Annotated in this window: 18 protein-coding genes and 1 pseudogene; 8 read left to right on the top strand and 11 right to left on the bottom strand. The window is 74.6% G+C overall.

The window, feature by feature from the left end:
* Positions 1-116 precede the first annotated feature (116 nt).
* Positions 117-692: a HutD family protein gene (locus ACIQTO_RS34175; protein WP_402396473.1), complete on the top strand. Its 576-nt coding sequence runs from the start codon at positions 117-119 to the stop codon at positions 690-692.
* A 130-nt stretch (positions 693-822) separates the two neighbouring features.
* Here the strand turns inward: ACIQTO_RS34175 and ACIQTO_RS34170 are convergent, their stop codons facing one another.
* The gene (locus tag ACIQTO_RS34170) at positions 823-1,791 is read right to left on the bottom strand and encodes an esterase/lipase family protein (protein WP_402396470.1); all 969 of its coding nucleotides are present in this window, start codon (positions 1,789-1,791) and stop codon (positions 823-825) included.
* Between the two features lie 114 nt (positions 1,792-1,905).
* Here ACIQTO_RS34170 and ACIQTO_RS34165 point away from each other — a divergent pair, with 114 nt between their 5' ends.
* Positions 1,906-3,183 (top strand): PucR family transcriptional regulator, encoded by a 1,278-nt coding sequence (locus ACIQTO_RS34165; protein WP_402396468.1) that lies wholly within the window; start codon positions 1,906-1,908, stop codon positions 3,181-3,183.
* A 90-nt stretch (positions 3,184-3,273) separates the two neighbouring features.
* On the opposite strand, the gene ACIQTO_RS34160 is transcribed toward ACIQTO_RS34165, so the two are convergent.
* On the bottom strand, positions 3,274-4,032 hold the full coding sequence (locus ACIQTO_RS34160) for an acyltransferase (RefSeq protein WP_402396466.1): 759 nt from the start codon (positions 4,030-4,032) through the stop codon (positions 3,274-3,276).
* A gap of 118 nt (positions 4,033-4,150) precedes the next feature.
* Between ACIQTO_RS34160 and ACIQTO_RS34155 the strand changes: the two genes are divergently transcribed.
* Positions 4,151-4,936: a maleylpyruvate isomerase family mycothiol-dependent enzyme gene (locus ACIQTO_RS34155; RefSeq protein ID WP_402396463.1), complete on the top strand. Its 786-nt coding sequence runs from the start codon at positions 4,151-4,153 to the stop codon at positions 4,934-4,936.
* 18 nt (positions 4,937-4,954) lie between these two features.
* Here the strand turns inward: ACIQTO_RS34155 and ACIQTO_RS34150 are convergent, their stop codons facing one another.
* The gene (locus ACIQTO_RS34150) at positions 4,955-5,728 is read right to left on the bottom strand and encodes an enoyl-CoA hydratase family protein (protein ID WP_402396460.1); all 774 of its coding nucleotides are present in this window, start codon (positions 5,726-5,728) and stop codon (positions 4,955-4,957) included.
* A gap of 188 nt (positions 5,729-5,916) precedes the next feature.
* On the opposite strand from ACIQTO_RS34150, the gene ACIQTO_RS34145 reads away from it, so the two are divergent.
* Positions 5,917-6,714: an ATP-grasp domain-containing protein gene (locus tag ACIQTO_RS34145; protein ID WP_402396457.1), complete on the top strand. Its 798-nt coding sequence runs from the start codon at positions 5,917-5,919 to the stop codon at positions 6,712-6,714.
* Positions 6,715-6,784: 70 nt separating this feature from the next.
* Entirely contained in the window at positions 6,785-7,198 is a 414-nt protein-coding gene (locus tag ACIQTO_RS34140) for a RidA family protein (RefSeq protein ID WP_402396454.1), read from the top strand.
* Positions 7,199-7,249: 51 nt separating this feature from the next.
* Here the strand turns inward: ACIQTO_RS34140 and ACIQTO_RS34135 are convergent, their stop codons facing one another.
* The gene (locus ACIQTO_RS34135) at positions 7,250-8,620 is read right to left on the bottom strand and encodes an MFS transporter (protein WP_402396452.1); all 1,371 of its coding nucleotides are present in this window, start codon (positions 8,618-8,620) and stop codon (positions 7,250-7,252) included.
* An 80-nt stretch (positions 8,621-8,700) separates the two neighbouring features.
* Here ACIQTO_RS34135 and ACIQTO_RS34130 point away from each other — a divergent pair, with 80 nt between their 5' ends.
* Both ACIQTO_RS34130 and ACIQTO_RS34125 read left to right on the top strand, forming a co-directional pair.
* Positions 8,701-9,693: an ArsR/SmtB family transcription factor gene (locus ACIQTO_RS34130; RefSeq protein WP_402396449.1), complete on the top strand. Its 993-nt coding sequence runs from the start codon at positions 8,701-8,703 to the stop codon at positions 9,691-9,693.
* 295 nt (positions 9,694-9,988) lie between these two features.
* Positions 9,989-12,292, top strand: a complete 2,304-nt coding sequence (locus ACIQTO_RS34125) for a glycosyl hydrolase family 18 protein (protein ID WP_402396446.1) — start codon at positions 9,989-9,991, stop codon at positions 12,290-12,292.
* A gap of 138 nt (positions 12,293-12,430) precedes the next feature.
* On the opposite strand, the gene ACIQTO_RS34120 is transcribed toward ACIQTO_RS34125, so the two are convergent.
* Positions 12,431-13,708, bottom strand: coding sequence for a geranylgeranyl reductase family protein (locus ACIQTO_RS34120; RefSeq protein WP_402396443.1), 1,278 nt, complete (start codon positions 13,706-13,708; stop codon positions 12,431-12,433).
* Between the two features lie 174 nt (positions 13,709-13,882).
* On the opposite strand from ACIQTO_RS34120, the gene ACIQTO_RS34115 reads away from it, so the two are divergent.
* Positions 13,883-15,247 carry a dipeptidase gene (locus ACIQTO_RS34115; protein ID WP_402396440.1) on the top strand — a complete coding sequence of 455 codons (1,365 nt, stop codon included), beginning with the start codon at positions 13,883-13,885 and terminating at the stop codon, positions 15,245-15,247.
* Positions 15,248-15,367: 120 nt separating this feature from the next.
* Here ACIQTO_RS34115 and ACIQTO_RS34110 read toward each other — a convergent pair whose 3' ends face one another.
* The 6 genes and pseudogenes from ACIQTO_RS34110 to ACIQTO_RS34085 form a co-directional block, all read right to left on the bottom strand.
* Positions 15,368-16,159 carry a DUF4184 family protein gene (locus ACIQTO_RS34110; RefSeq protein WP_402396438.1) on the bottom strand — a complete coding sequence of 264 codons (792 nt, stop codon included), beginning with the start codon at positions 16,157-16,159 and terminating at the stop codon, positions 15,368-15,370.
* Positions 16,160-16,186: 27 nt separating this feature from the next.
* Positions 16,187-17,254, bottom strand: a complete 1,068-nt coding sequence (locus tag ACIQTO_RS34105; RefSeq protein WP_402396436.1) for an NUDIX domain-containing protein — start codon at positions 17,252-17,254, stop codon at positions 16,187-16,189.
* A gap of 561 nt (positions 17,255-17,815) precedes the next feature.
* Entirely contained in the window at positions 17,816-18,781 is a 966-nt protein-coding gene (locus ACIQTO_RS34100; RefSeq protein WP_402396433.1) for a C40 family peptidase, read from the bottom strand.
* 303 nt (positions 18,782-19,084) lie between these two features.
* Entirely contained in the window at positions 19,085-20,506 is a 1,422-nt protein-coding gene (locus ACIQTO_RS34095) for an acyl-CoA synthetase (protein ID WP_402396431.1), read from the bottom strand.
* A 211-nt stretch (positions 20,507-20,717) separates the two neighbouring features.
* Positions 20,718-21,680: an electron transfer flavoprotein subunit alpha/FixB family protein gene (locus ACIQTO_RS34090; protein ID WP_402396428.1), complete on the bottom strand. Its 963-nt coding sequence runs from the start codon at positions 21,678-21,680 to the stop codon at positions 20,718-20,720.
* Between the two features lie 45 nt (positions 21,681-21,725).
* A pseudogene (locus ACIQTO_RS34085) lies at positions 21,726-21,822 on the bottom strand (electron transfer flavoprotein subunit beta); the annotation flags it as partial.

Genomic DNA, 21,822 nt, shown 5'->3' with positions numbered 1-21,822 from the left:
GGCCGGCCCACGCACCGACGACCCACCCACCGACGGCCCGGCCGGGAGCGATCCGGATCGTCCCGCCCGGCCACCTCGCCCGGCCACCCCGTCCGGCCGCGTGGCAGGATGCCGCCATGACGACGACCGGGCGGTTCCAGGTACTGCGGGCGGGCGAGCGCCCGGCAACGGCGTGGCTGAACGGGGGCGGGGTGACCAGGGAGGTCGCCGGGTTCCCCGCCGGTGCCGGGCTGGACTCCTTCGACTGGCGGGTCAGCCTCGCCGACGTCGCCTCCGCCGGGCCGTTCTCCGCGTTCCCCGGCATCGACCGGGTGATCACCCTGGTCGACGGCCCCGGCATGGCCCTCACCGTGGACGGTGCCGACCACCTCGTCGACACCCCGTTCCGCCCGTTCGCGTTCGCCGGCGAGGCCGATACCGGGTGCCGGCTGCTCGACGGTCCGGTGGTGGACTTCAACGTGATGACCCGGCGCGGGCGCACCACCGCCGAGCTCACCCTGGCCGCCGCCCCGGGGGCCGTCGGCGCCCCGGCCGACGGCACCGTCCTGCTGGTCTGCCTGGCCGGCGGCACCGTCCTCGGTGACACCGTGCTCGACCGCTACGACGCCGTCCTGCTGGACGGGCCGGGCCCGTACGAGCTGCGGCCGGACGGGGTGACCGCCGTCGTCACCTTCCGCCCGCTGCCCGCCTGACGCTCGTCCTCGACCGCCGACCGCCACCCGCCGTGAACACACCGCCGCACAGGAAGTCGGACCCGCCGACTTCCTGTGCGGTTCTCAGCCGCCGGCCTCCCCTGCGGTCCTCACCGCCGGCGGTCGGGCGTCACCCGCAGTACACCGGGGACGCGTGGGCCGGGTCGAGCGCGTTGGTGACCAGGTGCAACGCGGTCGGCGAGAAGGCGATCGCCACGTGCTCGGCGAGCGAGAGCGGGCAACGGTCCTGCAGGACGACGTTGTTCACGTTCGGACCGGTGAGGAACTGCGTCCGGTACGGCGTGACGACCTCGTCGTACACCGTCGAGATCACCGTGTAGGTGACACCGGGCACGGTGTCCGCCACCGTGGCCATCTTCCGGTTGAAGGCGGAGTCCACCACCTGGTCCTTGCACGCCGCGCAGGCCGTGTAGATCAGATCCGCCACCCCGGGGAAGTACGGGGCGAGATTGGTGATCCCGGAGAGCGTCGTCCCGTGGTTGGAGGGCGCCAGGCCGATCAGTTTGTCGACCTTCGCCGCGCCCCCGAGGAACTTCACGTAGTAGTTCGGGAGCATGCCCCCCTGCGAGTGGCCCACCAGGTCGACCTTGGCCGCGCCGGTCGCGCCGCGCACCAGGTCCACGAAGCGCCCGAGTTGGGCGGCCGACTCGGCGGCCGGGGCGAGACCGCCGATCGGCAGCAGCAGGCCGCTGCCGGAGGAGGTGATGCCGGGGACCGTCCCGTAGTCGAGGGCGAAGACGCAGTAGCCCTGGCTCTTCAGCAGCGGGGAGAGGGCCAGCCAGTTCTCGTAGCGGTTGGCGAAGGTGCCGTGCACCAGCACCACCGGGTCGGGGTGGGCCGCCGTCGGCTTACAGGCCCAGTCGTTGGCACCCGGCGGCGAGGCCACCGTGTCACCGTCCGGGGGCAGTTGGGCCGCCGGTCCGGACGCGGTGGGGGTCACGTCCGGACCGGCGGCGGCGTACGCGGCGGTGGCGGGTGCGCCGGCGAGCAGCGTGCCGGCCAGCAGGGCCGAGCCGAGCACTCCGAGGAGTCTGCGGCGGACCGGCCCGGCGGAGAAGCGGAGAAGTGGGGTTCTCAACTGTTGCCTCCACAGCGGAAGTTTGTTACCAACAGGTAACCCGAGTGCCTCCATCATGCGGTCGCCCCTCCGACCCGGCCCTTGGGTGTCCCCCAGACCTGGACGGTGTTTTCTGTGACCGGTCACAATTCACCCGCACGCGCCCCCGGTTGGCGGATCCCGGTGATCGGCGGCGTACCCGCCGACCAGCGGCTGCTCGGCGCCGTACCCGCGTTGGTCGAGACCGTCATCGCCGCCCTGCTGGCGCGGGTGCCGACCTACCGCCGTCTGCCGCACGAGCAGGTGGCGGGCGAGCTGAGCCAGGTCACCGAACGCCGGATCCGCGCCCTCGCCCAGGCCGTGCGCACCGGACTCCCCGCCGACCAGGAGGAGTTCACCTCCGTCCGGGAGGCCGCGGCCCGGCGCGCCGAGGAAGGACTGCCGTTGGACGCCGTCCTGCTCGCCCACCACCTCGGGATGGAGGTCTGCTGGGAGCTGGTCACCCGGGACGCCCGCGACGACGACGCCGCCGACCTGCTGGTCCTCAACCGGCTGCTGCTCGACCAGCTCCGCCAGGCCACCTCGGCCGCCGGGGCCGGGTACGTCGAGGAGCGCCGCGCCATGGCCGACGAGCGGCAGGCCGCCCGCCACGCCCTGCTCACCGCCCTGCTCGACGGCGCCCCGGCCGAGGAGGCCGCCACCAGGGCCGGGATCCGGCTGCCGCCCTCGTACGCCGTCCTGTGCCTCGCCGTCGCCGACCACCCCGACGAGCGGGCGCCCGGCGTCGACCGGACGGTGGCCGGCCATCGCAAGCTGCGCCGGCTGCGCACCGAACTCGCCCACCGCACCCGGCAGTCGGCGCTCTCGGCGCTCTCCTCCTCGGGCGGTCCGGTGCTGATCCCGCTGGACTGCCGGCCGGACGGCGTCCCGGCCGGCACCTGGCACCGCCTCACGGACACCGTGAGCGGCACGGCCCGGGCCGCCGGGGTCCCCGTCCAGGCCGGAGCGGCCGTCACCGCCCCCGCCGGAGTGGCCGCGGCGGCCGTGCTGGCCGCCGAGGTACTGGGCGTGGCACAGGCCTTCGACCGCCCGCCCGGGCTGCACCGGCTGGACGACGTGCTGCTGGAGTACCAGCTCAGCCGGCCGAGCCAGGCGAGATCCCGGCTCGCCTCGCTGCTCGCCCCGTTGGAGGACGGCGGCGAACTGCTCGCCACCCTGCGCACCCATCTGGCCGGCGGCCTCAACCGCCGTCACACGGCGCGCGCCCTGCACCTGCACCCGAACACCGTCGACTACCGGCTGCGCCGGGTGGCCGTCCTCACCGGCCTCGACCCGACCCGGCCGGCCGACCTGCTCCGGATCACCGCCGCCATCGCGGCCCGGGACGCCGAGCGCGCCCAGGAGCCGGCCTGACCGGCGGCGCCCCGCACCCGGTCGAAGCCGCCCGCCTCACACCGGAGCCGGCCCCCCGCCGCCCCCTCCCCGCCGCCCGGCCGCGCCGCCTCACACCCCCGTCTCGCCGGGCAGCCGCAGGTCCCACCCGGCGAGGGCCCGCAGTTGGTCGGCGGTGATGCCGTCGGGCAACGGGTTGGGCGGGTCGGTACGGAACGGCGGCTGCCACCCCTCCTCGACCGTCCAACGACGGACGATCTTCGCCGGGGCGCCGGCCACCACGCTGTGGTCGGGGACCTCACCGCGCACCACCGAACCGGCCGCGACCACCACGTTGCGGCCCAGCCGGGCACCGGGGAGGATCACCGCACCGGTGCCGATCCAGCTGCCCGCGCCGATCTCGATCGGCTCGTTGCGCGGCCACTGCTTGCCGATCGGCAGATCGGTGGCCCGGTACTCGTGCGCCTGGTCGGATATGTAGACGCCGGGACCGGTCCAGACGTCGTCACCGAGGACGATCGACTGGTGGCCGACGATGTGGCTGTCACGGCCGATCACACAGCCGCCGCCGATCCGCACGATCGGGTCCGGCCCGAGGTCGAGGCCGGGCAGGAACCCCGCGCTGATGGTGACGCGCTCACCGATGATCGAGAACGGGCCGATCGTGATCCACCGCTCGTTGAAGATCGCGCCGAGCGGGAACGTCAGCTTCGTCCCCGCGCCCAGCTCACCGAACCGGTACGGACCGGGGCTCTCGTCGGACACCGCGCCCGCCCGCTGCACCCACGCCCAGCCCCGGTGGACGAGCCGGCCCGCGACGCGGCGCCCGCCGGCCCGGACGGTGGAGAGCAGGGAACTGGTGATCGACATGCGGCCACGCTACCGGTCACCCCGATGCCGCCACCGGGGAGGCGGCCAACATCACACCGGCCGAGGCCACCCCTCCCGCCGGGTCCGAAATCCGCGCGTGCTGCGACACTCGTCGACCATGGAGATCACCGAACACATCGACGCGCTGCGCCGCGAGGGCGTCCTGCTGGCCGACGCGGCCGCCCGGACCGACCTCACCGCGCCCGTCCCCACCTGCCCCGACTGGCAGCTGCGCGACCTCGTGCTGCACACCGGCCGGGTGCACCGCTGGGCCACCGCCTATGTGCGGGACGGGCACCGGACCCCGCTGGACGCCGACGGCGAGCGTGCCGCCTGGGGGCCGGAGCCCTCGGAGGCGGCCCTGGTCGACTGGTTCCGCGCGGGCCACGGTGCCCTGGTGGAGGCGCTTTCGGCAGCACCGGCCGATCTGGACTGCTGGAGCTTCCTGCCCGCACCGACCCCGCGGGCGTTCTGGGCCCGCCGGCAGGCGCACGAGACGGCGGTGCACCGTTTCGACGCCGACGCGGCCGCCGGGGCGGCGGGCCCCCGGGTGGCCGCCGGCCTCGCACTGGACGGGATCGACGAGCTGCTGCGCGGATTCCTGGCCCGCGGCCGCGACCGGGTGCGCAGCGAGCGCCCGCGCACCGTCCTGATCCGGGCCACCGATGCCGTGCCCGCCGACGGCCCGGACGCCTGGCTGCTCACCATCAGCCCGGAGCCGCTCGCCGTCGTCCGCCGTGACAGCGCGGTCGACGCGGCCGCGGGCCCGGCCGACCTCACCCTCGGCGGCCCGGCCCACGACCTCTACCTGCTGCTCTGGAACCGGCTGCCCGCCGAGCAGGTCGAGGTCACCGGCGACCGGGCCCTGCTGGACCTCTGGCGGGAGACGGCCGCCATCCGCTAGGGCCGAACCCGGCCGGGCTCAGCGCGCCCAGGGCGCGGGCCGCTTCTCCAGGAACGCCCGCATGCCCTGCTGCGCCTCCTCCGAGCCGAACAGCCGCGCCGAGAGCCGGACCAGCTCGTCCGCGTCCCGCTCGAAGGAGCGCACCACCTCGGCGTTGGCCAGCCGCTTGGACTGCGCGAGGCCCTGCGGCGAACCGAGCCGCAGGCCGTCCAGCAGGCCCTTGAGCGCGGTGCCGGTGGACTCCGCGGAGTCCGTCGCCTCGGTGATCAGGCCGATCCGGGCGGCTTCGGCGGCGCCGAAGACCTCGCCGGTCAGGTAGTAGCGGGAGGCCGCGCGCGGGTCCAGCTTGGGGCGCAGCGGCAGCGAGATGACGGCGGGGGCCAGGCCGAGCCGGACTTCGGTGAACGCGAAGGTGGCGGCCGGCCCGGCCAGGGCGAGGTCGGCCGCGCCGACCAGCCCGAGGCCACCGGCGCGGACGTGCCCGTCGATCACCACGATCACCGGCTTCGCGCAGTCCACGATGGCCCGCTGGAGGTCCACCAGCCCGCGTGGGCCGACCGTCGGGTCCGCGCCGGTCGCCTCGGAGAGGTCCGCGCCCGCGCAGAACACCTTGCCGGTGTGGCCGAGCACCACCGCGCGGACCTCCGGGTCGGCCGCCGCGGCGGCCAGGCCCGCGGTCAGCTCGGCCATCAGCCGGGTGGAGAGCGCGTTGCGGTTGTGCGGCGAGTCGAGGGTCAGCGTGGTGACGGCATCGGTGGTGGCGACACGGACGAAAGGCACTTCGCGGGTCATCGGTGCGGGCCTGCTTTCCGGCTGAGGGTGGGTCGGATTGCGCGCGTCCGCCCTGATCGGGACGGCGCCCGGACGACTCTGACATGCCCACCCACCGCTCGGCCAGAGCCACCCGCCGCGAGACCCGTCAGCCCTTCGCGCCGAAAACCGGTGGTCGGCCCGCCGGCCGGCACGGCAGCATCGGCGCCATGACCACCGACGCCGTCCTGCTGCTCGCGCCCCGGATCAACGACACCGGCCTCCAGCTGCGCACCGCCGCCGGCCGTCGCGGCCTGCGCGCGCACACCGCGACGACCTGGCGCGCGCCGGCGGAGCTGATCGGCTCGCCGGTGCACCTCTACGGCGGCCCGCTGTTCGCCGACGCGGTCGGCGGCGCGTTCGGCCTCGGCCTGCTGGAGCCGCCGGACGACTGGCCGGCCCGGCTGCCGGCGGAGCTGACCGGCCGCTCGCTGACCCTCACCACGCTGGGCGAGGCCCGTCGGCTGCGCCGCCCGATGTTCCTCAAGCCACCGGGCGACAAGCTCTTCCCGGCCAAGGTCTACCCGGACGGGTCCGGCCTGCCCGGCCCGGACGCGCTGGAGGACGAGACGCCGGTCCTGGCGAGCGAGGTGGTCCGGTTCCACCGCGAGTACCGGCTGTTCGTGCTGGACGGCGAGGTGCGCACCGCCTCGCGCTACGCGGTGGACGGCGATCTGGACATCGCGCCGCTCGACGAGGACCGGTACCGCGCCGAGGTGCGGGCCTTCGCCGCGGACGTGCTGGCCGCCTCGGCCGGGACGCTGCCGAGCGCCGTCGTGATCGACGTCGGCCCGCTGGACAGCGGCCGGTGGGCGGTGGTGGAGGCCAACCCGGCCTGGGCCAGCGGCGGTTACGCCTGCGACCCGGCGGCGGTGCTGGACGTGGTGCTGCGGGCCGGCGGACCGGCCGCCGGCCTCCCGGAGGCGGACCGGCCGTACGGCCGGGCGCTGCCCGAAGCGGTGCGCTGAGTCGTATGCCGGGCCCCGGCGGCGCGAAAGCCGCTGGTGCGGTGATCATCCGTCAGCCACGATGGTGACCATGACCTCCCGAGCCCCGCACCTCACCCACATCGCCGAGCCGCCCGGTGTCGCTCCCGGCACCGGCTACACCCAGGTCGTCACCGGCACCGGCCGCCTGGTGGCCGTCTCCGGCCAGGTCGCGTTCGACGAGCGGCGGCAATTGGTCGGAGCCGGCGACCCCAAGGCACAGGCGCGGCAGGTGTTCGAGAACCTGAGCCGCTGCCTGGCCGCCGCCGGGGCCGGCTTCGCCGATGTGATCAAACTGACCTACTTCGTCACCGACATCGCGTTCCTGCCCGCCGTCCGCGAGGCGCGGGACGAGTACCTCGGCTCCACACCGCCGCCCGCGAGTTCGGCGATGCAGGTCGCCGCGCTGTTCCTGCCCGAGGTGCTGGTCGAGATCGAGGCACTCGCCGTGGTCCCCGCGCCCTGACCGGTCCGGCGGCCGGACCGGGACCGCCCGGCCGGCCCGGGCCGGACCTGCCTACCTTCCGGTGGCCCGGCCGCCGCGCCGGGCCCACCGGACGGCCGGGCCCATGGCCAGGCCCGCCGCCGCGAGCAGCACGCCAAGGGCGACCCAGCCGAACAGTCCCCACCCGACCACGGCGGTGCTGACCACCGCCGGCCCGATCATCAGCGAGGCGGCCGACCCGGCGTTGTAAACACCCTGGTAGGCGCCGTGGTCGCGCTCCCCCGCCAGGTCGTAGCTGAGCGCCCACCCGCCGGCCTGGCTCAGCACCTCACCGAACGCCTGGAGCGCCACTCCGGCGAGCACCACCACGGCGGCGACGGTGGCGGGCAGGCCGTGGGCGAGCGCGAGCACCAGACAGGAGGCGGCCAGGATCAGCCCGGCCCGGCCGCAGACCCGGGCGGCCGTCACCGGGTCCTCGGTGCCCCGGGTGGCCCGGACCTGCAGGGTGATCACCAGCAGGGTGTTGACGATCAGCGTGCCGGCCACGGTGATCCGGGGTGCCTCGGTGTGCTGGACCACCCAGAGCGGCACGCCGACCTCCAGCATCGCGAACTGCAGGCAGAGCAGCGCGTTCAGCACCGTCACCAGCAGGAAGGGACCGTCCCGCAGGGCGGGATTGCGCCGCCGGCCGGGCAGCCCGTCCGGACCGGCCGCGGCCGCCCCGTCCTCTCCCGCAGCGCTCGTCCGCGCCGATCGTCCCGCCACCGGGACGGCCAGCCGGTGGAACAGCACGGCGACCACCAGGTAGGAAGCGGCGTCGGCCAGAATCGCCGCCAGATAGGCCGGCCGGCTGTCCACCTGGAGTGCGACGGCGCCGAGCGCCGTGCCCAGGCAGATGCCGACGTTCGTCACCACCCGCAGATAGGCCCGGCCCGCCACCCGGCGGTCCGCGGGCAGCACTTCGGCGTAGAGCGCGTTGCGCACGGCGGCCGCGCCGCGGTCGACGGCGCTCACCACGCACGCCAGCGCCAGGAAGGCCGGATAGCTGTGCACCAGGGCGTAGCCGGCGGTGCCCAGCGCGTTCACCGCGATCAGCACCACCAGCACCGGCCGCGCACCCCAGCGGTCGGCGGCCCGCCCGGCCGGCACGCTGGCGGCGACCCCGCAGAGGCCGGCGGCGGTGAGCCCGAAGCCGAGCTGGGCGGCGCTCAGGCCGAGGACGCGGGTGAAGAAGAGCACCCCGACGGCGAGCGAGAGCCCGCTGCCGACGGTGTTGACGAGGGTGATCCCGGCGAGCCGGCGCACCATCGGGTCGGGGTGCAGCAGCCGCGAGCCCGGGGCCTCGCCGTCGGCGGGCCGGCCGGCGGGGCCGGGCGGATCGGACGCGCCGGGCAGGCCGGCGGAGGACGGAGGCACGGCGGACAGCGCCGGTGAGGTGCTCATGCCCTGATCCCACCGCGTTCCCACTCCCCGCAGTACTGATTTAGGCTCTGCCTCAAAGCAGCTGGACAGGCGGGGGAGAGATGCACCGATTCAGGCTGGATCTCGCCGATCTCGCCACCACCTGGTTCGCCTGCTCGCCGATCCAGGAGGCCGCGCTCAGCCTGCGGATGTGGACCCATCCGGGCGCCTACCCACTGCAGTCCGCCGCCTTCGAGCGGCTGCGGCCGAGCTTCGCGCGGCTGGACTCCACGCTGCTGCTCTCGCTGGTCGCCCCCAACCGGTGGATCCCCGACTTCCTCACCCCCCGCCCGGCCGGCCCCGCGCCCGACATCCGTGCCGAGCTGGCGGTGGTCCGGGCGCTGCCACCCGAGCGGCTGCGCCCCGAGCTGGAGCAGACCTTCCTGCCGCACGGCCGGCCGCTGCCCACCCCGCTGGCGGCCGGGCTGGCCGACCCGGCCCGGCTGCTGGCCCGGATCGCCGACGCGCTGGAGGAGTACTGGGAGGTCTGTCTGGCCCCGGCCTGGTGGCCGCGGGCCCGCGCGGTCCTGGAGGCGGACCTGGTGTACCGGGCGCGGGTGCTGGCGCAGCAGGGCGCCGCGGCGCTCTTCGCCGACCTGGACCACCGGCTGCACTGGGCGGACGGGGTGCTCTCGATCAACCGCCGCTGGACGGACTGGGACGGCGAGATCACCGTGGACGGGCGCGGGCTGGTCCTGGTCCCGACGTTCTTCGCCCGCGGCGCGATCACGATGATCAGCAACGACCTTCCGCCGCAGATCAGTTACCCGGCGCGCGGCCGGGCGGGGCTGGCCGGGCCGGCCGCGCCGGTCACCGCGCGCGCACTGGAGCTGCTGCTGGGCGCGCCGAAGGCCCGGCTGCTGGCGCTGCTCGCCGAACCGGCCTCCACCACCGAGCTGGCCTACCACCTGGGTGTCACGCCGGGCGCCGTCAGCCAGCACCTGGCGGTGCTGCACCGGACCGGCCTGGCCACCCGGGCCCGGCACGGCCGCTCGGTGCTCTACAGCCGCAGCCCGCTGGGCGACGAGCTGACCGGCCACCCGCGCCGGGGGTAGCGGCCCTCCGCCAACTCCCAATTGGTACAGACCTGTTGACGCATTGGTCCAGTCCTCCCTACAGTTCCCATGGCCCCGTCCCCCCACGGCACGGGCACCGATCGGCCACGCACCGGAGGCCGCGGCAGCACAGGCCACGCACCACAGTTCACGCACCACAGTTCACGCACCAGAGGCCACGGCAGCACCGGGCACGCACCACAGGTCACGCGCCACGGACCACGCACCGTGGACCACGCACCACCCGTACGGTTCTACGTCACCCTGTTCAACCCCCACAGTCACAGGGAGAACCATGTCCGCTCCACCCCGGGCCCGACGCCCGCGAGCGCGCAGCAGACTGCTGACGCTGCTCTCCGCCCTGCTCCTCCCGCTGGCCGCGCTCACCGCGCTGGCCACCCCGGCGAACGCGGCCGGCAAGCTGACCGCCACCTTCACCACCGCCGACAACGGCTCCTGGTGGAAGGGCACCTACATCGTCCACAACGACAACGCCGCCGCCGTGTCCGGCTGGACGCTGGAGTTCGACCTGCCGGCCGGCGTGACCGTCCAGAGCAGCTACAACGGCACCGCGACCACCACCGGCCGCCATGTCACCGCCACCAACGCCTTCTACAACGCGAGCGTCCCCGCCCACGGCACCACCGAGCCGTACAGCTTCTGGTTCGTCGCGAACGGTCCGATCAGCACACCGACCGGTTGCCGGATCAACGGGGACAAGTGCGACGGGAGTTCGGACGTCCTGCCGTCCGCGCCCGGCACCCCGGCGGTCACCGAGTCGACCGCGCACAGCCTCGCGCTGAAGTGGCCGGCCGCCACCGGCGGGGACTTCCCGGTCGCCTCCTACGAGGTGCTGAACGGCACCACCGTGCTGGCCACGAGCACCACCACCGACACCGTGGTCACCGGGCTCACCCCGGCCACCTCGTACACCCTGACCGTGCGCGCCAAGGACACCCGGGGCAACACCGGCCCGCTGAGCGCACCCGTCACGGCCGCCACCTTCGACCCGGCGACCGACCCCGTCCCGCCCACCGCGCCCACCAACCTGCGCGCCACGGCGGTGACCTCCACCGATGTGACGCTGGCCTGGAACGCCGCCACCGACAATCTGCGGGTGGCCGCCTACGACATCTACCAGGGCACCGCGCTGGTCCGGACGGTGACCGGCGCCACCCTGACCACCACCGTCAACGGGCTGTCCCCGTCGACGGGTTACACCTTCACGGTGAAGGCCCGGGACGGCGCCGACAACGCCTCGCCCGCCTCCGCGCCGCTCGGCGTCACCACCGCGGACCTGGTCGGGGCCGGCAAGTACGCCCGGGTCGGCTACTTCACCCAGTGGGGCATCTACGGCCGCCAGTACTTCGTCAAGAACCTCGACACCTCGGGCAGCGCGGCCAAGCTCGACGTCATCAACTACGCCTTCGAGAACATCGATCCGGTCAACCTGACCTGCCTGGCGGGGGTCACCAAGGGCACCACGGCGAACCCGCAGGACCCCGACCAGGGCACCGGCGCGGGTGACGCCGACGCCGACTACGCCCGCCCGATGAGCGCGGCGCAGTCCGTGGACGGCGTGGCCGACGACGGCTGGGGCAAACTGCGCGGCAACCTCAACCAGTTGAAGAAGCTCAAGGCCAAGTACCCCAACCTCAAGGTGGTCGTCTCGCTCGGCGGCTGGACGTACTCCAAGTACTTCTCGGACGCGGCCGCGACCGACGCCTCCCGGCAGAAGTTCGTCACGTCCTGCCTCGACGTGTGGATCAAGGGCAATCTGCCGCTCTACAACGGCGCCGGCGGTGACGGCGTGGCGGCCGGGATCTTCGACGGCATCGACCTCGACTGGGAGTGGCCCGGCTCGGCCGACGGCCACGCCGGCAACCACTACAGCGCCAACGACAAGGACAACCTGACCCTGCTGCTCGCCGAGTTCCGCAAGCAGCTCGACGCGCTCGGCGGCTCCCACAAGCTGCTGACCGCCTTCACCCCGGCCGACCCGGTCAAGATCAACCAGGGCTGGGACCTGTCGAAGATCTTCAACTACCTGGACATCGCCAACGTCCAGGGCTACGACTTCCACGGCGCCGGCAGCGACAACTCCTGGGAACCCAACCGGGCCGGCCACCAGGCCAACCTGTACGCCGACAACCAGGACCCGTACCCGTTCCACTTCAGCGTGGACGCGGCGGTCCAGGCCTACCTCTCCGCCGGGGTCAACCCGCGCAAGCTCACCATCGGCTTCCCGTTCTACGGGCGCGGCTGGCAGGGCGTCGCGGACGGCGGCGCGGCGGGCGAGTGGCAGAGCGCGACCGGCGCGGCACCCGGCCAGTTCGCCGAGGAGGCCGGCACCCGCGGGTACAACAACCTGATCACCACCTTCCCCAACCTCACCGTCCACCACGACACCCAGTCCATCGCCACGTACGGCTACACCGGCGCGGGCGGACAGTGGTGGACCTTCGACGACGCCTGGTCGATCGGCCAGAAGACGACCTACCTGAAGTCGAAGAACCTGCTCGGCGCCATGATCTGGGAGATGACCGGCGACACCCCGAACGGCGCCCTCATCACGGCGCTCGACACGGGGCTGAAGTGAGCCCCGGAGTGACCCCGCCTCCGGGCTGACGCCGCCTCCGGAGTGACCCCACCCCCAGGGTGACCGCGAGCCCCCGGGTCCCCGGCCGAAGGGGCTCCCGCGGACCGACCGACGTCCGTCCGCGGGAGCCCCCGCCCGCTACCGCGAGGCCAGCGAGGTCAGCTTCCGGGCCGCCCGGTACTGCCGCAGCACCTGGGCGAAGGTGGTGTGCCCCTGGGTGGTCCGGGCGAACGCCCGCCAGGCCGGGGCGACCAGGCACACCGCCGCGTGGAACAGGTACGGCCGGCGCTCGAAGGCGGCCAGCATGAGCTTGCCGGCCCGCATCTCCACACCCAGCCCGGCCTTGATGGCGAACGCGTAGTTCAGCGCCTCCCGGCGGACGTCGGCCGCGTTGCCCGCCTCGGCCACCTTGACCGCCCACTCCCCGGCCAGCCGGCCCGAGCGCAGCGCGTAGGAGATGCCCTCGCGGGTCCACGGCTCCAACAGGCCGGCCGCGTCCCCCGCGACCAGCACCCGCCCGCGCGAGAGCGGCGAGTCCTCGGCCCGGCACCGGGTCAGGTGCCCGGACTCCACGCTCGGCGGGAAGCCCGCCAGCCCGAGCCGCCGGATGTAGTCGGCCAGGTACTGCTTGGTCCGCTCGCCGTCGCCGCGCGCCGAGATGACGCCGACGGTCAGGCTGTTCGACTCCGTCTTCGGGAACACCCAGCCGTAACTGCCGGGCAGCGGGCCCCAGTCGAGGTGGATCCGGCCGGCCCAGTCGGCCACGACCTCCGCCGGGACGGGGATCTCCGCCTCCAGCCCGAGGTCGATCTGGTCGAAGGAGACCCCGACGTGCCGGCCGATCCGGCTGGCGCTGCCGTCCGCCCCGACCACCGCCCGCGCCTCGAAGGTGCGCCCGTCGGCGGCGGTGACGACGGCCGTACGGTGCTCGCCGCCGCGCTGCTCGACCCCGGTGACGGTCACTCCGGTGACCAGCACCGCCCCCGCCTGCTTGGCCGCCTGCACCAGACGCAGGTCGAACTCGTCGCGGTTGACCAGCCCGAACAGCATCCGCTTCGAACGCCTGGTCCGGGTGAACCGGCCCCCGTACGCGAAGGTGACGGCGTGCACCCGGTCCTGCAGCGGCAGCCGGAAGCCCGGCGGCAGGCTGTCCCGGGAGGGGCCGATGATGCCGCCGCCACAGGTCTTGTACCGGGGGTGTTCGGCCTTGTCGAGCAGCAGGACGCGGCGGCCCTGGGCGGCGGCGGCCTGGGCGGCCGAGGCCCCGGCCGGACCGGCGCCGACCACGACGACGTCCCAGACGCCTTCGAACCGGTCGGACCCGTCCGGTGACGGGGCGGGCCGCGGCTCGGACGGCTGTCCGGGCGCCTCGGCATCGAGCGGGCTACGGGAATCGGAGCTTCCGGAGTCAGTCACGTCGAGCCATCCTATGCGTCCCCCGGAGCCCTCGTCCGTCGCGCCGCCCCGAACGTCCGCACGACCCTCCGGACTGCCCGTTCGATTCAGCCTATGATCGACATATCCCCCTGTCAGCGCCGTCCGCCCGGGCCACCCCCCGGACCCGGACCACTCCACCTCCGGAGCACCCCGATGCCGCAGCAGCCCCTGGCCGACGCCGTCCGGTCCCTGATGGACCGTGCCCGCACCGACCTCGCCGAACTGGTCGCCTTCCGCTCCGTCGCCGATCCGCGCCAGTTCCCGGTCGAGGAGTGCCGGGGCGCCGCCCGGTGGGTCGCCGACGCCTTCGCCGCCGAGGGCCTGACGGACGTGCAGCTGCTGGACACCCCCGACGGCACCCAGGCCGTCTACGCCGAACTGCCCGGCCCCGAGGGCGCGCCGACCGTGCTGCTCTACTCCCACTACGACGTGCAGCCCCCGCTGGACGAGGCCGCCTGGCTCAGCCCCGCCTTCGAACTGACCGAGCGTGACGGCCGCTGGTTCGGGCGCGGCGCCGCCGACTGCAAGGGCAACATCCTGATGCACCTGACGGCCCTGCGGGCGCTGCGCCAGGTCGACGGCGGGTACCCGGTCGCCCTGAAGATCATCGTCGAGGGTTCGGAGGAACAGGGCACCGGCGGCCTGGAGCAGTACGCCCAGGCGCACCCCGAGCTGCTCGCCGCCGACGTCATCGTCATCGGCGACACCGGCAACTTCGCCGCCGGCCTGCCCACCGTCACCGCCACCCTGCGCGGCATGACGATGGTCGAGGTGTCGCTCACCACCCTGGCCGGCAACCTGCACTCGGGGGCCTTCGGCGGCGCCGCCCCGGACGCCCTGCAGGGCCTGGTCCGGATGCTGGCCTCGCTGCACGACGAGCACGGCGACGTCGCGGTGGCCGGCCTGACCAGCGACCAGACCTGGCCCGGAGTGCAGTACCCCGAGGAGCAGTTCCGCACCGACGCCAAGGTCCTGGACGGTGTGGCGCTGACCGGCACCGGCACCGTCGCGGACCGGCTCTGGGCCCGCCCGGCCGTCACCGTCCACGGCATCGACGCCCCGCCGGTGATCGGCGCCACCTCCTCCGTCCAGGCCGCCGCCAAGGCACTGGTGAGCCTGCGGGTGCCGCCGGGCACCGACGCCCTCGCCGCCCAGGAGGCGCTGATCGCCCACCTGGAGGCCCAGGCACCGGCCGGTGCCCGGCTCCGGATCGAACGGCAGGGCGTCGGTTCGCCGTTCAACGCGGACACCTCCGGCCCGGCGTACGAGGCGATGGGCGCGGCGATGGCCGAGGCGTTCGGCACGCCGATGGTCGCCTCCGGCGAGGGCGGCTCGATCCCGCTCTGCAACACGCTGCAGTCGCTCTACCCGCAGGCCGAGATCGTGCTGATCGGCGTCGAGGAGCCGACCACCCAGATCCACGCGGTCAACGAGAGCGTCGACCCGCGGGAGCTGGAGCTGATGGCCCTCACCGAGGCCCTCTTCCTGCGCCGGTACGCGGAGCTGCGCTCCGCCTGAGCCGGCCCCTGGTCCGGCCGGGGCCGCCGGCCCGGTGCCGCGCTCCCGGGGTGACGGCCGTCGGTACCGCCGTCACCCCGGGAGCGCGGCCGGCCGTGACACCGGAAGCGCGTACCGCCGTCAGCCCGGGAGCCGGCCGGGTACCCGGCGCCCGCCGCGGCCCGCCACCCGTGCCGCGGCGGCGTGCGCCAGCGCGTACCCGACCGCGCCGACCGCGAGGCCCGCACCGGCCCCGAAGCAGAACTCCGGGATCAGGTTCCGCCGCAGCGGCGTGAGCCGGTGCGCCACCCCGGCCGCCGTGGCCGCGCCGAGCACCGCCACGGCGACCCGCCGGGCCCCGGTCGGGAGCACCCCGGCCGGCCGGACCGGCTCCACCGCGCGGGCCGCCCGCGCCAGGTGCCCGGCCAGCGCCGCCAGTGCCAGTGCCGAACTGCCGTACTGCAGCACGGTGTACAGCGGCAGCCCGGCGACCGTCCGGTCCAGCACCGGCAGCAGCCGGACACCCAGCCGGCCCTCGTGGGTGAAGGCGTCCCAGCCGATGTGGGTGGCCGCGCCCAGCGCCGCAGAGCCGGCGAACCGGGCCGCGCTCGCGGCGCCGCCCCGCCGGACCGTCAGCGCCTCGGCGGCGCCCGCCCACCGCTCGGGGAGCAGGGCCACCAGCGGAGCGCGCAGCAGCCCGTGCCAGCCGGCCACCAGCACGCCGGCGATCGCCACGTCCACGGTGGGCACCGCCCACCAGCGGTGGGTCGTCCCGCCCTGCCCGTAGACGCCGGGCAGCAGCGACTCCAGGAAGAACGGCACATCGGGCGCCATCGACCCGGCGACCAGCGCCGAGGCCACCAGCGGCCCGCGCGCGCCCGCCGCACGCAGCAGGGGCAGGACGGCGGCCGGGTGGCTCAGTGTGAACGGCATGCCCTCATCCTGCCGCCCCCGGGCCGGCTACGCCGCGTCGGCCGCCCGGGCCAGGCCCAGCCCCGCCCGGCGCCCGGCCTCCAGATAGCGCAACTCACCGCTGCGGCGGGCGTCCAGGGCGGCGGCGAGTCGCCGGTACCGGCCCGGGGGCAGCAGACCGGCGGCCTCGTCCAGGCTGACGAAGCGCCAACCGCGCAGCTCCTCCTGCTGGAGCAGCAGGCCCTGCCGGGCGGCGGCGTCCAGCAGACCACCGTCGTAGACCAGCCGCAGGCCGCCGCGACGCGGACCGGTGCGCGGCTCCCAGTCGACGGCGAGCAGCCGCAGCGCGCCCGGGTCGAGGCGCAGGCCCAGCTCCTCGGCGGTCTCCCGCAGGGCGGCGTCGGTCGGCGCCTCGCCGCGTTCGACCACTCCGCCGGGGAACTCCCAGTCAGGCTTGTAGACCGGGTCGACCAGCAGGACGCGGTCCTGCTCGTCGAAGAGCAGGACGGCGGAGGCCACCGTGTCCCCGGTCGGGTCCGGGGTCTGGACGATCGGGCAGCGGGCCGAGCCCTCCCGGACCAGCTGGGCGAGCCGGGCGGCGGTCTCCCCCGGGGTCAGCTCGCCGTTGTCGACCATCCGCGCGTCCTCGATGAGCCAGCGGCGGGCCGCCCGGTAGCGCGGCAGGTGCTCGAGGCACCACTGCCGGACGCGCTCGCTGCGCTCGGGATCGCCGGGGCACTCGTCACGCTCGGCGATCCGCGCACGCAGGATCGTTTCTTCAGGGTCCAGGACGAGGTGGTGCACCGTGATGCCGTTCGAGGCGAGCGAGCCGAAGATCTCGTCCCGGTAGTCCTCCCGGAGCAGCGTCATCGGGACCACCAGCGGGCCCGGCACCTCACCGAGCAGCGCGGCCGCCGTCTCCGGGACGAGCCGGCGCCAGGCCGGGAGGTCCTGGAAGTCGGACACCGCGGCCAGCCGGTCGGCCGGCAGAAGGCTCCGCAGCCCGAACCCGACGAGCTCGGGGTCGAACAGCGTGCTCCCCGGCAGCAGCTCCACCAACTCACGGCAGGCAGTCGTCTTGCCCGCCCCGAATGTGCCATTGACCCAGACGATCACAACGTCCCCTGCCCCTCGACTTCCCCCGATGCCGTTCGCACCGGGCGGCGCCCCCGTCAGCCGAACCAGCGCCACCCGAGGTGGTACCCCCGCCGCGCCGGTCCCCATACCTCCGTACCGGGCTCGGCCGCCGTAGCCGGCCCCGCCGTGTGACAGGGGCATGTGCCCAGGCCAGGCACCCCGCACCACAGCACGCGCGCCTGCCCGGACGCCGGTCCGCACGCCCCTGATAACCGGCGGCCACCTACCTTACGCGCGCCCCCTTACACACCTCTCGCGCCCCCACCCGCCCCACGACCACCACGGCCCCGACAAAGCGACAAAGCGCTGAATCCCCGAAGCGGTGAATCCCCGAATCCCCGAAGCGCCGAATCCTTGAAGCGCCGAGGCAGCAAAGCCCCAAAGCTCCATGGCGCCGAAGCTCCATAGCGCCGAGCCGCCGAAGCGACAGAACGCCGAACCGGCAGAGCACCGGGCCCCGAACCCCCGAGCGCCCGGCCGGCCGGACGGCGACAGGACCGCCGTCCAGCCGGCCGGGCGTCACCCCGGCGGGCGCAGGCCTCAGGGGCGGCCCATGTGCGTCGGGTAGTAGCCGCTGCTGATCCGCGAGACGCGGATGTTGGTCCCGGGCCGGGCGGCCTCCACGTACTGGTTGTCGCCCAGATAGATCGCCACGTGGTGGATGCCCCGGGCGCTGCCGTCGTCCGACCAGAAGAGCAGGTCACCGCGCTGGAGCTGGCTGGCGCGGACCGGCGTGGACGCGGCGTACTGGTCGTTGGCCACCCGTGGCAGGTCGATGCCGCCGCGCCGGAACGACTGCTGCACCAGGCCCGAGCAGTCGTACCCGTCCGGCCCGTTGCCGGCCGTCCGGAACGGCTTGCCGAGCTGGGCGAGCGCGAACTGCACCGCCGTCTCGACGTCCCCGTCGGCCGCCGACGCGACGGACCCGGCGGACGAACCGGCCGAGCCCGACGAGGAGCCCGACGAGGAGCCCGACGACGAACCGGAGGACGACCCGCCGGCGGAACCGTCACCCGTCCGGGCCTGGTAGACGTCGTAGTGGGTGGTCCAGCGCCACTGGCCCTGGCTGTTCTTGAACCAGTACCGCGAACCGTCCCAGCCCTGCGTGATCCCCGTGGACGAGGACGACGGGGACGACGGGGAGGACGAGGACGACGGGGAGGACGAGGACGACGGCGCGGCGGCCGCCGAACCGCCCCCGCTCCGGGCCTGGTAGACGTCGTAGTGGGTGGTCCAGCGCCATTGACCCTGGCTGTTCTTGAACCAGTACCGCGAACCGTCCCAGCCCGCGTGGGCCGGCGCCGGCTCGGCGGCCGCGCTGCTCACGCCGGTACCGAGGCCGATCACGCCGGCACCGGCCGCGATCACGGCCACCATGCCTATCCCCCGGCGGACCCGCGCCGCCCGGGAGGGTCGGGCGGCGCGCGCCGGCCCGTCGGTGGTGGCGGCGGTCTGCCCGGTCGGCTCGTCGGCTGCACCCGGTGCGCCGGTGTTGACGGTCGTCATCCTGCTGTCTTCCTTTGCTGAACGCGGCTCAGCTCTGCCCAGCACCGCTGACGCTGCTGAACCGCGGCTGAACACTGAACGGGAGGGCAGAGGGGTTCCCGCCGACATGCCGCGGCTCCCGGTCCTGCGACCGGAAGCCGCCGCTTGTCACCCTGGGATTCAGTTCTGCCTGCGTGTCACGTTAGGCACGCGGCCGCTCACAGCGCGCAGTGGAGTGCGCCAAAGGAAGGGTTCACGGAAGGTGAGGAGAACGGGCGGGGTGACGGTCGAGGAGATGAGCGACCGTCACCGGATGACCGCCCGTCACCCGAGTGCCGACTCCGCCAGCAGCTGCTTCTTCAGCACCTTTCCCATGGCGTTCCTGGGCAGTTCGGACACCAGCACCACCCGCCGGGGCCGCTTGTGCACCGAGAGCCGCTCCGCGACGAACGCCGTCAGCTGGTCCCCCGTCACCGCGCCGTCCGGGACGACGTAGGCGACCACCGCCTGGCCGAGGTCCTCGTCGGGCGCGCCCACCACCGCGGCGTCCGCGACCGCCGGGTGGTCCCGCAGGGCCGCCTCGACCTCGCCCGCGCCGATCCGGTAGCCGCCGCTCTTGATGAGGTCCACCGAGGCACGGCCGACGATCCGGTGGAACCCGTCCTCGCCGATCACGGCGACGTCCCCGGTGCGGAACCAGCCGTCCGCCGTCCAGGCCTCGCCGTTGGCGTCCGGCCGGTTGAGGTAGCCGGTGAACAGGGTCGGCCCGGCGACCTGCAGCTCGCCGACGCTCTCCCCGTCGTGGGGGACGGGCCCGCCGTCCTCGCCGACCAGCCTGGTCCGCACGCCCGTCAGCGGCAGCCCGACGCTGCCGGGGCGGCGCTCGCCGTCCGCCCGGGTGGACACGGTGATCAGCGACTCCGTCATGCCGTACCGCTCGATCGGGGCGTGCCCGGTCAGCGCGGCCAGCCTCTCGAAGACCGGCACCGGCAGCGGCGCGCTGCCGGAGACCAGCAGCCGGGCCGAGGAGAGCCGGCCCGCCGCCTCCGGGTCGGCGGCCAGCCGGGACCAGACCGTCGGCACGCCGAAGTACAGGCTGGCCTCGGCGGCCGCGTAGCCGGCCGGCGTGGGCCGCCCGGTGTGCACGAGCCGGCTGCCGGTGCGCAGGGCGCCGAGCACGCCGAGGACCAGACCGTGGACGTGGAAGAGCGGCAGACCGTGCGCCAGGGTGTCGTCGGCGGTCCACCGCCAGGCCTCGGCCAGGGCGTCCAGGTCGGCGGCGACGGCGGAGCGGCGGATCATCGCCCCCTTCGGCGCGCCGGTGGTCCCCGAGGTGTAGAGCACGAACGCCGTGGCGTCCGGCGCGGGCTCGGCGTGGCCGGTGGCGGACCGTTCCGTCAGGTCGACGGGCAGCGCCGACACGGTGCCGGCCTCCGGCACCGTGTCCCCGACGGCGTGCGCGAGCAGCGCGGCACCCGAGTCGCGCAGGATGTGCGCGCGCTCCTTGGGCCCGGAGTCGGGCGGCAGCGGCACCACCGGCACCCCGGCCAGCAGTCCGCCGACCACGGCGACGACGGTTTCGGCGGTGGGCCGGGCGAGCACCGCCAGCGCGGGGGCGCCGGCCACCCGGTCGGCCACCGCGGTCGCCGCGCCGAGCAGCTGCTCGCGGGAGAGCTCCCGCCCGTCGATCCGCAGCGCGTCGCCGGAGTCGCCGAAGTCGCCCTGAAGTGCCGTCAAGAGTGTCATGCGTCTGCCCTCGCCCTTGGTCGCGGTGTGGCGCTCTGTCACCCGGCCGTGTCACCCGCCGGTCCGGCGTCGACTCTACGGGCCCGGTGCCGGGCACCCGCAGAGCCCGCGGCGGCGCACCGCGCCGCCCCGGGCGCCCTCGCGCACAGCGCGCGGGGCGTGCCCGGGATGGCTCCCGGGCACGCCCCGCGCGTTGTCCGACCGCGTCCGGTCAGCCCCTGCGGGCCTGGACCTCGCCGGTGAGCTGCGGCAGCACGGCGAAGAGGTCGCCGACCACGCCGTAGTCGACCAGCTCGAAGATCGGGGCCTCGGCGTCCTTGTTGACGGCCACGATGGTCTTCGAGGTCTGCATGCCGGCCCGGTGCTGGATCGCACCCGAGATGCCCGCCGCGATGTAGAGCTGCGGGGAGACCTGCTTGCCGGTCTGGCCGACCTGGTTGCTGTGCGGGTACCAGCCGGCGTCGACGGCGGCGCGCGAGGCACCGACGGCCGCGCCCAGCGCGTCGGCCAGCTCCTCGACCACGCCGAAGCCCTCGGCGGCACCGACGCCGCGGCCGCCGGAGACCACGATCGCGGCCTCGGTCAGCTCGGGACGCCCGGAGGAGACCCGCGGGGTGCGCGAGGTGACGGTGGCGGCGTTCCCGGTGAAGGCGACGGCGACGTTCTCCACCGCGCCCGCGGCCGGGGCGGCCTCGGGGGCCACCGCGTTCGGCTTCACCGTGACGACCGGGGCGCCGTGCGACACCTTGGACTTCACCTGGAAGGACGCGGCGAACACCGACTGGGTCGCGACCGGACCGTCGGCACCGGCCTCCAGGTCGACGGCGTCGGTGATGATGCCGGAGCCGATCCGCAGCGCGACGCGGGCGGCGACCTCCTTGCCCTCACCGGACGAGGTGACCAGCACCGCCGCGGCCTCCGAGGCCTTGGCGATCTGGGCCAGCGCGTCGACCTTCGGCACGACCAGCTGGTCGGCGAACTCCGCGCCGTCCGCGACGTACACCTTCACCGCACCGAACTCGCCGGCCTTCGCCGCGATGCCGGCCGCGGCCGCACCGGCACCCAGCACGACCGCCGACGGCTCACCGATCCGGCGGGCCAGGGTCAGCAGTTCGAGGGCCGGCTTGCGGACCACACCGTCGGCGTGGTCCACGAGAACCAGGATCTCAGCCATGATTCGTTGCTCCTGATCGATCGTTGGAAGCGCAAACAGCGTGGATTAGATGAACTTCTGGTCGGCGAGGAACGCGGCGAGCTGCTTGCCGCCCTCGCCCTCGTCCTTGACGACCGTGCCCGCCGTACGCGCCGGACGCGCC

Origin of the sequence: Kitasatospora sp. NPDC091207, from assembly GCF_044768625.1 — a bacterium.
In the GTDB taxonomy this organism is placed as follows: domain Bacteria; phylum Actinomycetota; class Actinomycetes; order Streptomycetales; family Streptomycetaceae; genus Kitasatospora.
This window is presented reverse-complemented; position numbering and strand designations above follow the sequence as displayed.

Coding starts and splice junctions, on each gene's coding strand:
- ACIQTO_RS34135 (WP_402396452.1), bottom strand. CDS start 8,620: ATGAGCACCTCACCGGCGCTGTCCGCCGTGCCTCCGTCCTCCGCCGGC.
- ACIQTO_RS34115 (WP_402396440.1), top strand. CDS start 13,883: ATGCCGCAGCAGCCCCTGGCCGACGCCGTCCGGTCCCTGATGGACCGT.
- ACIQTO_RS34100 (WP_402396433.1), bottom strand. CDS start 18,781: ATGACGACCGTCAACACCGGCGCACCGGGTGCAGCCGACGAGCCGACC.
- ACIQTO_RS34110 (WP_402396438.1), bottom strand. CDS start 16,159: ATGCCGTTCACACTGAGCCACCCGGCCGCCGTCCTGCCCCTGCTGCGT.
- ACIQTO_RS34130 (WP_402396449.1), top strand. CDS start 8,701: ATGCACCGATTCAGGCTGGATCTCGCCGATCTCGCCACCACCTGGTTC.
- ACIQTO_RS34140 (WP_402396454.1), top strand. CDS start 6,785: ATGACCTCCCGAGCCCCGCACCTCACCCACATCGCCGAGCCGCCCGGT.
- ACIQTO_RS34160 (WP_402396466.1), bottom strand. CDS start 4,032: ATGTCGATCACCAGTTCCCTGCTCTCCACCGTCCGGGCCGGCGGGCGC.
- ACIQTO_RS34125 (WP_402396446.1), top strand. CDS start 9,989: ATGTCCGCTCCACCCCGGGCCCGACGCCCGCGAGCGCGCAGCAGACTG.
- ACIQTO_RS34155 (WP_402396463.1), top strand. CDS start 4,151: ATGGAGATCACCGAACACATCGACGCGCTGCGCCGCGAGGGCGTCCTG.
- ACIQTO_RS34090 (WP_402396428.1), bottom strand. CDS start 21,680: ATGGCTGAGATCCTGGTTCTCGTGGACCACGCCGACGGTGTGGTCCGC.
- ACIQTO_RS34145 (WP_402396457.1), top strand. CDS start 5,917: ATGACCACCGACGCCGTCCTGCTGCTCGCGCCCCGGATCAACGACACC.
- ACIQTO_RS34150 (WP_402396460.1), bottom strand. CDS start 5,728: ATGACCCGCGAAGTGCCTTTCGTCCGTGTCGCCACCACCGATGCCGTC.
- ACIQTO_RS34095 (WP_402396431.1), bottom strand. CDS start 20,506: ATGACACTCTTGACGGCACTTCAGGGCGACTTCGGCGACTCCGGCGAC.
- ACIQTO_RS34175 (WP_402396473.1), top strand. CDS start 117: ATGACGACGACCGGGCGGTTCCAGGTACTGCGGGCGGGCGAGCGCCCG.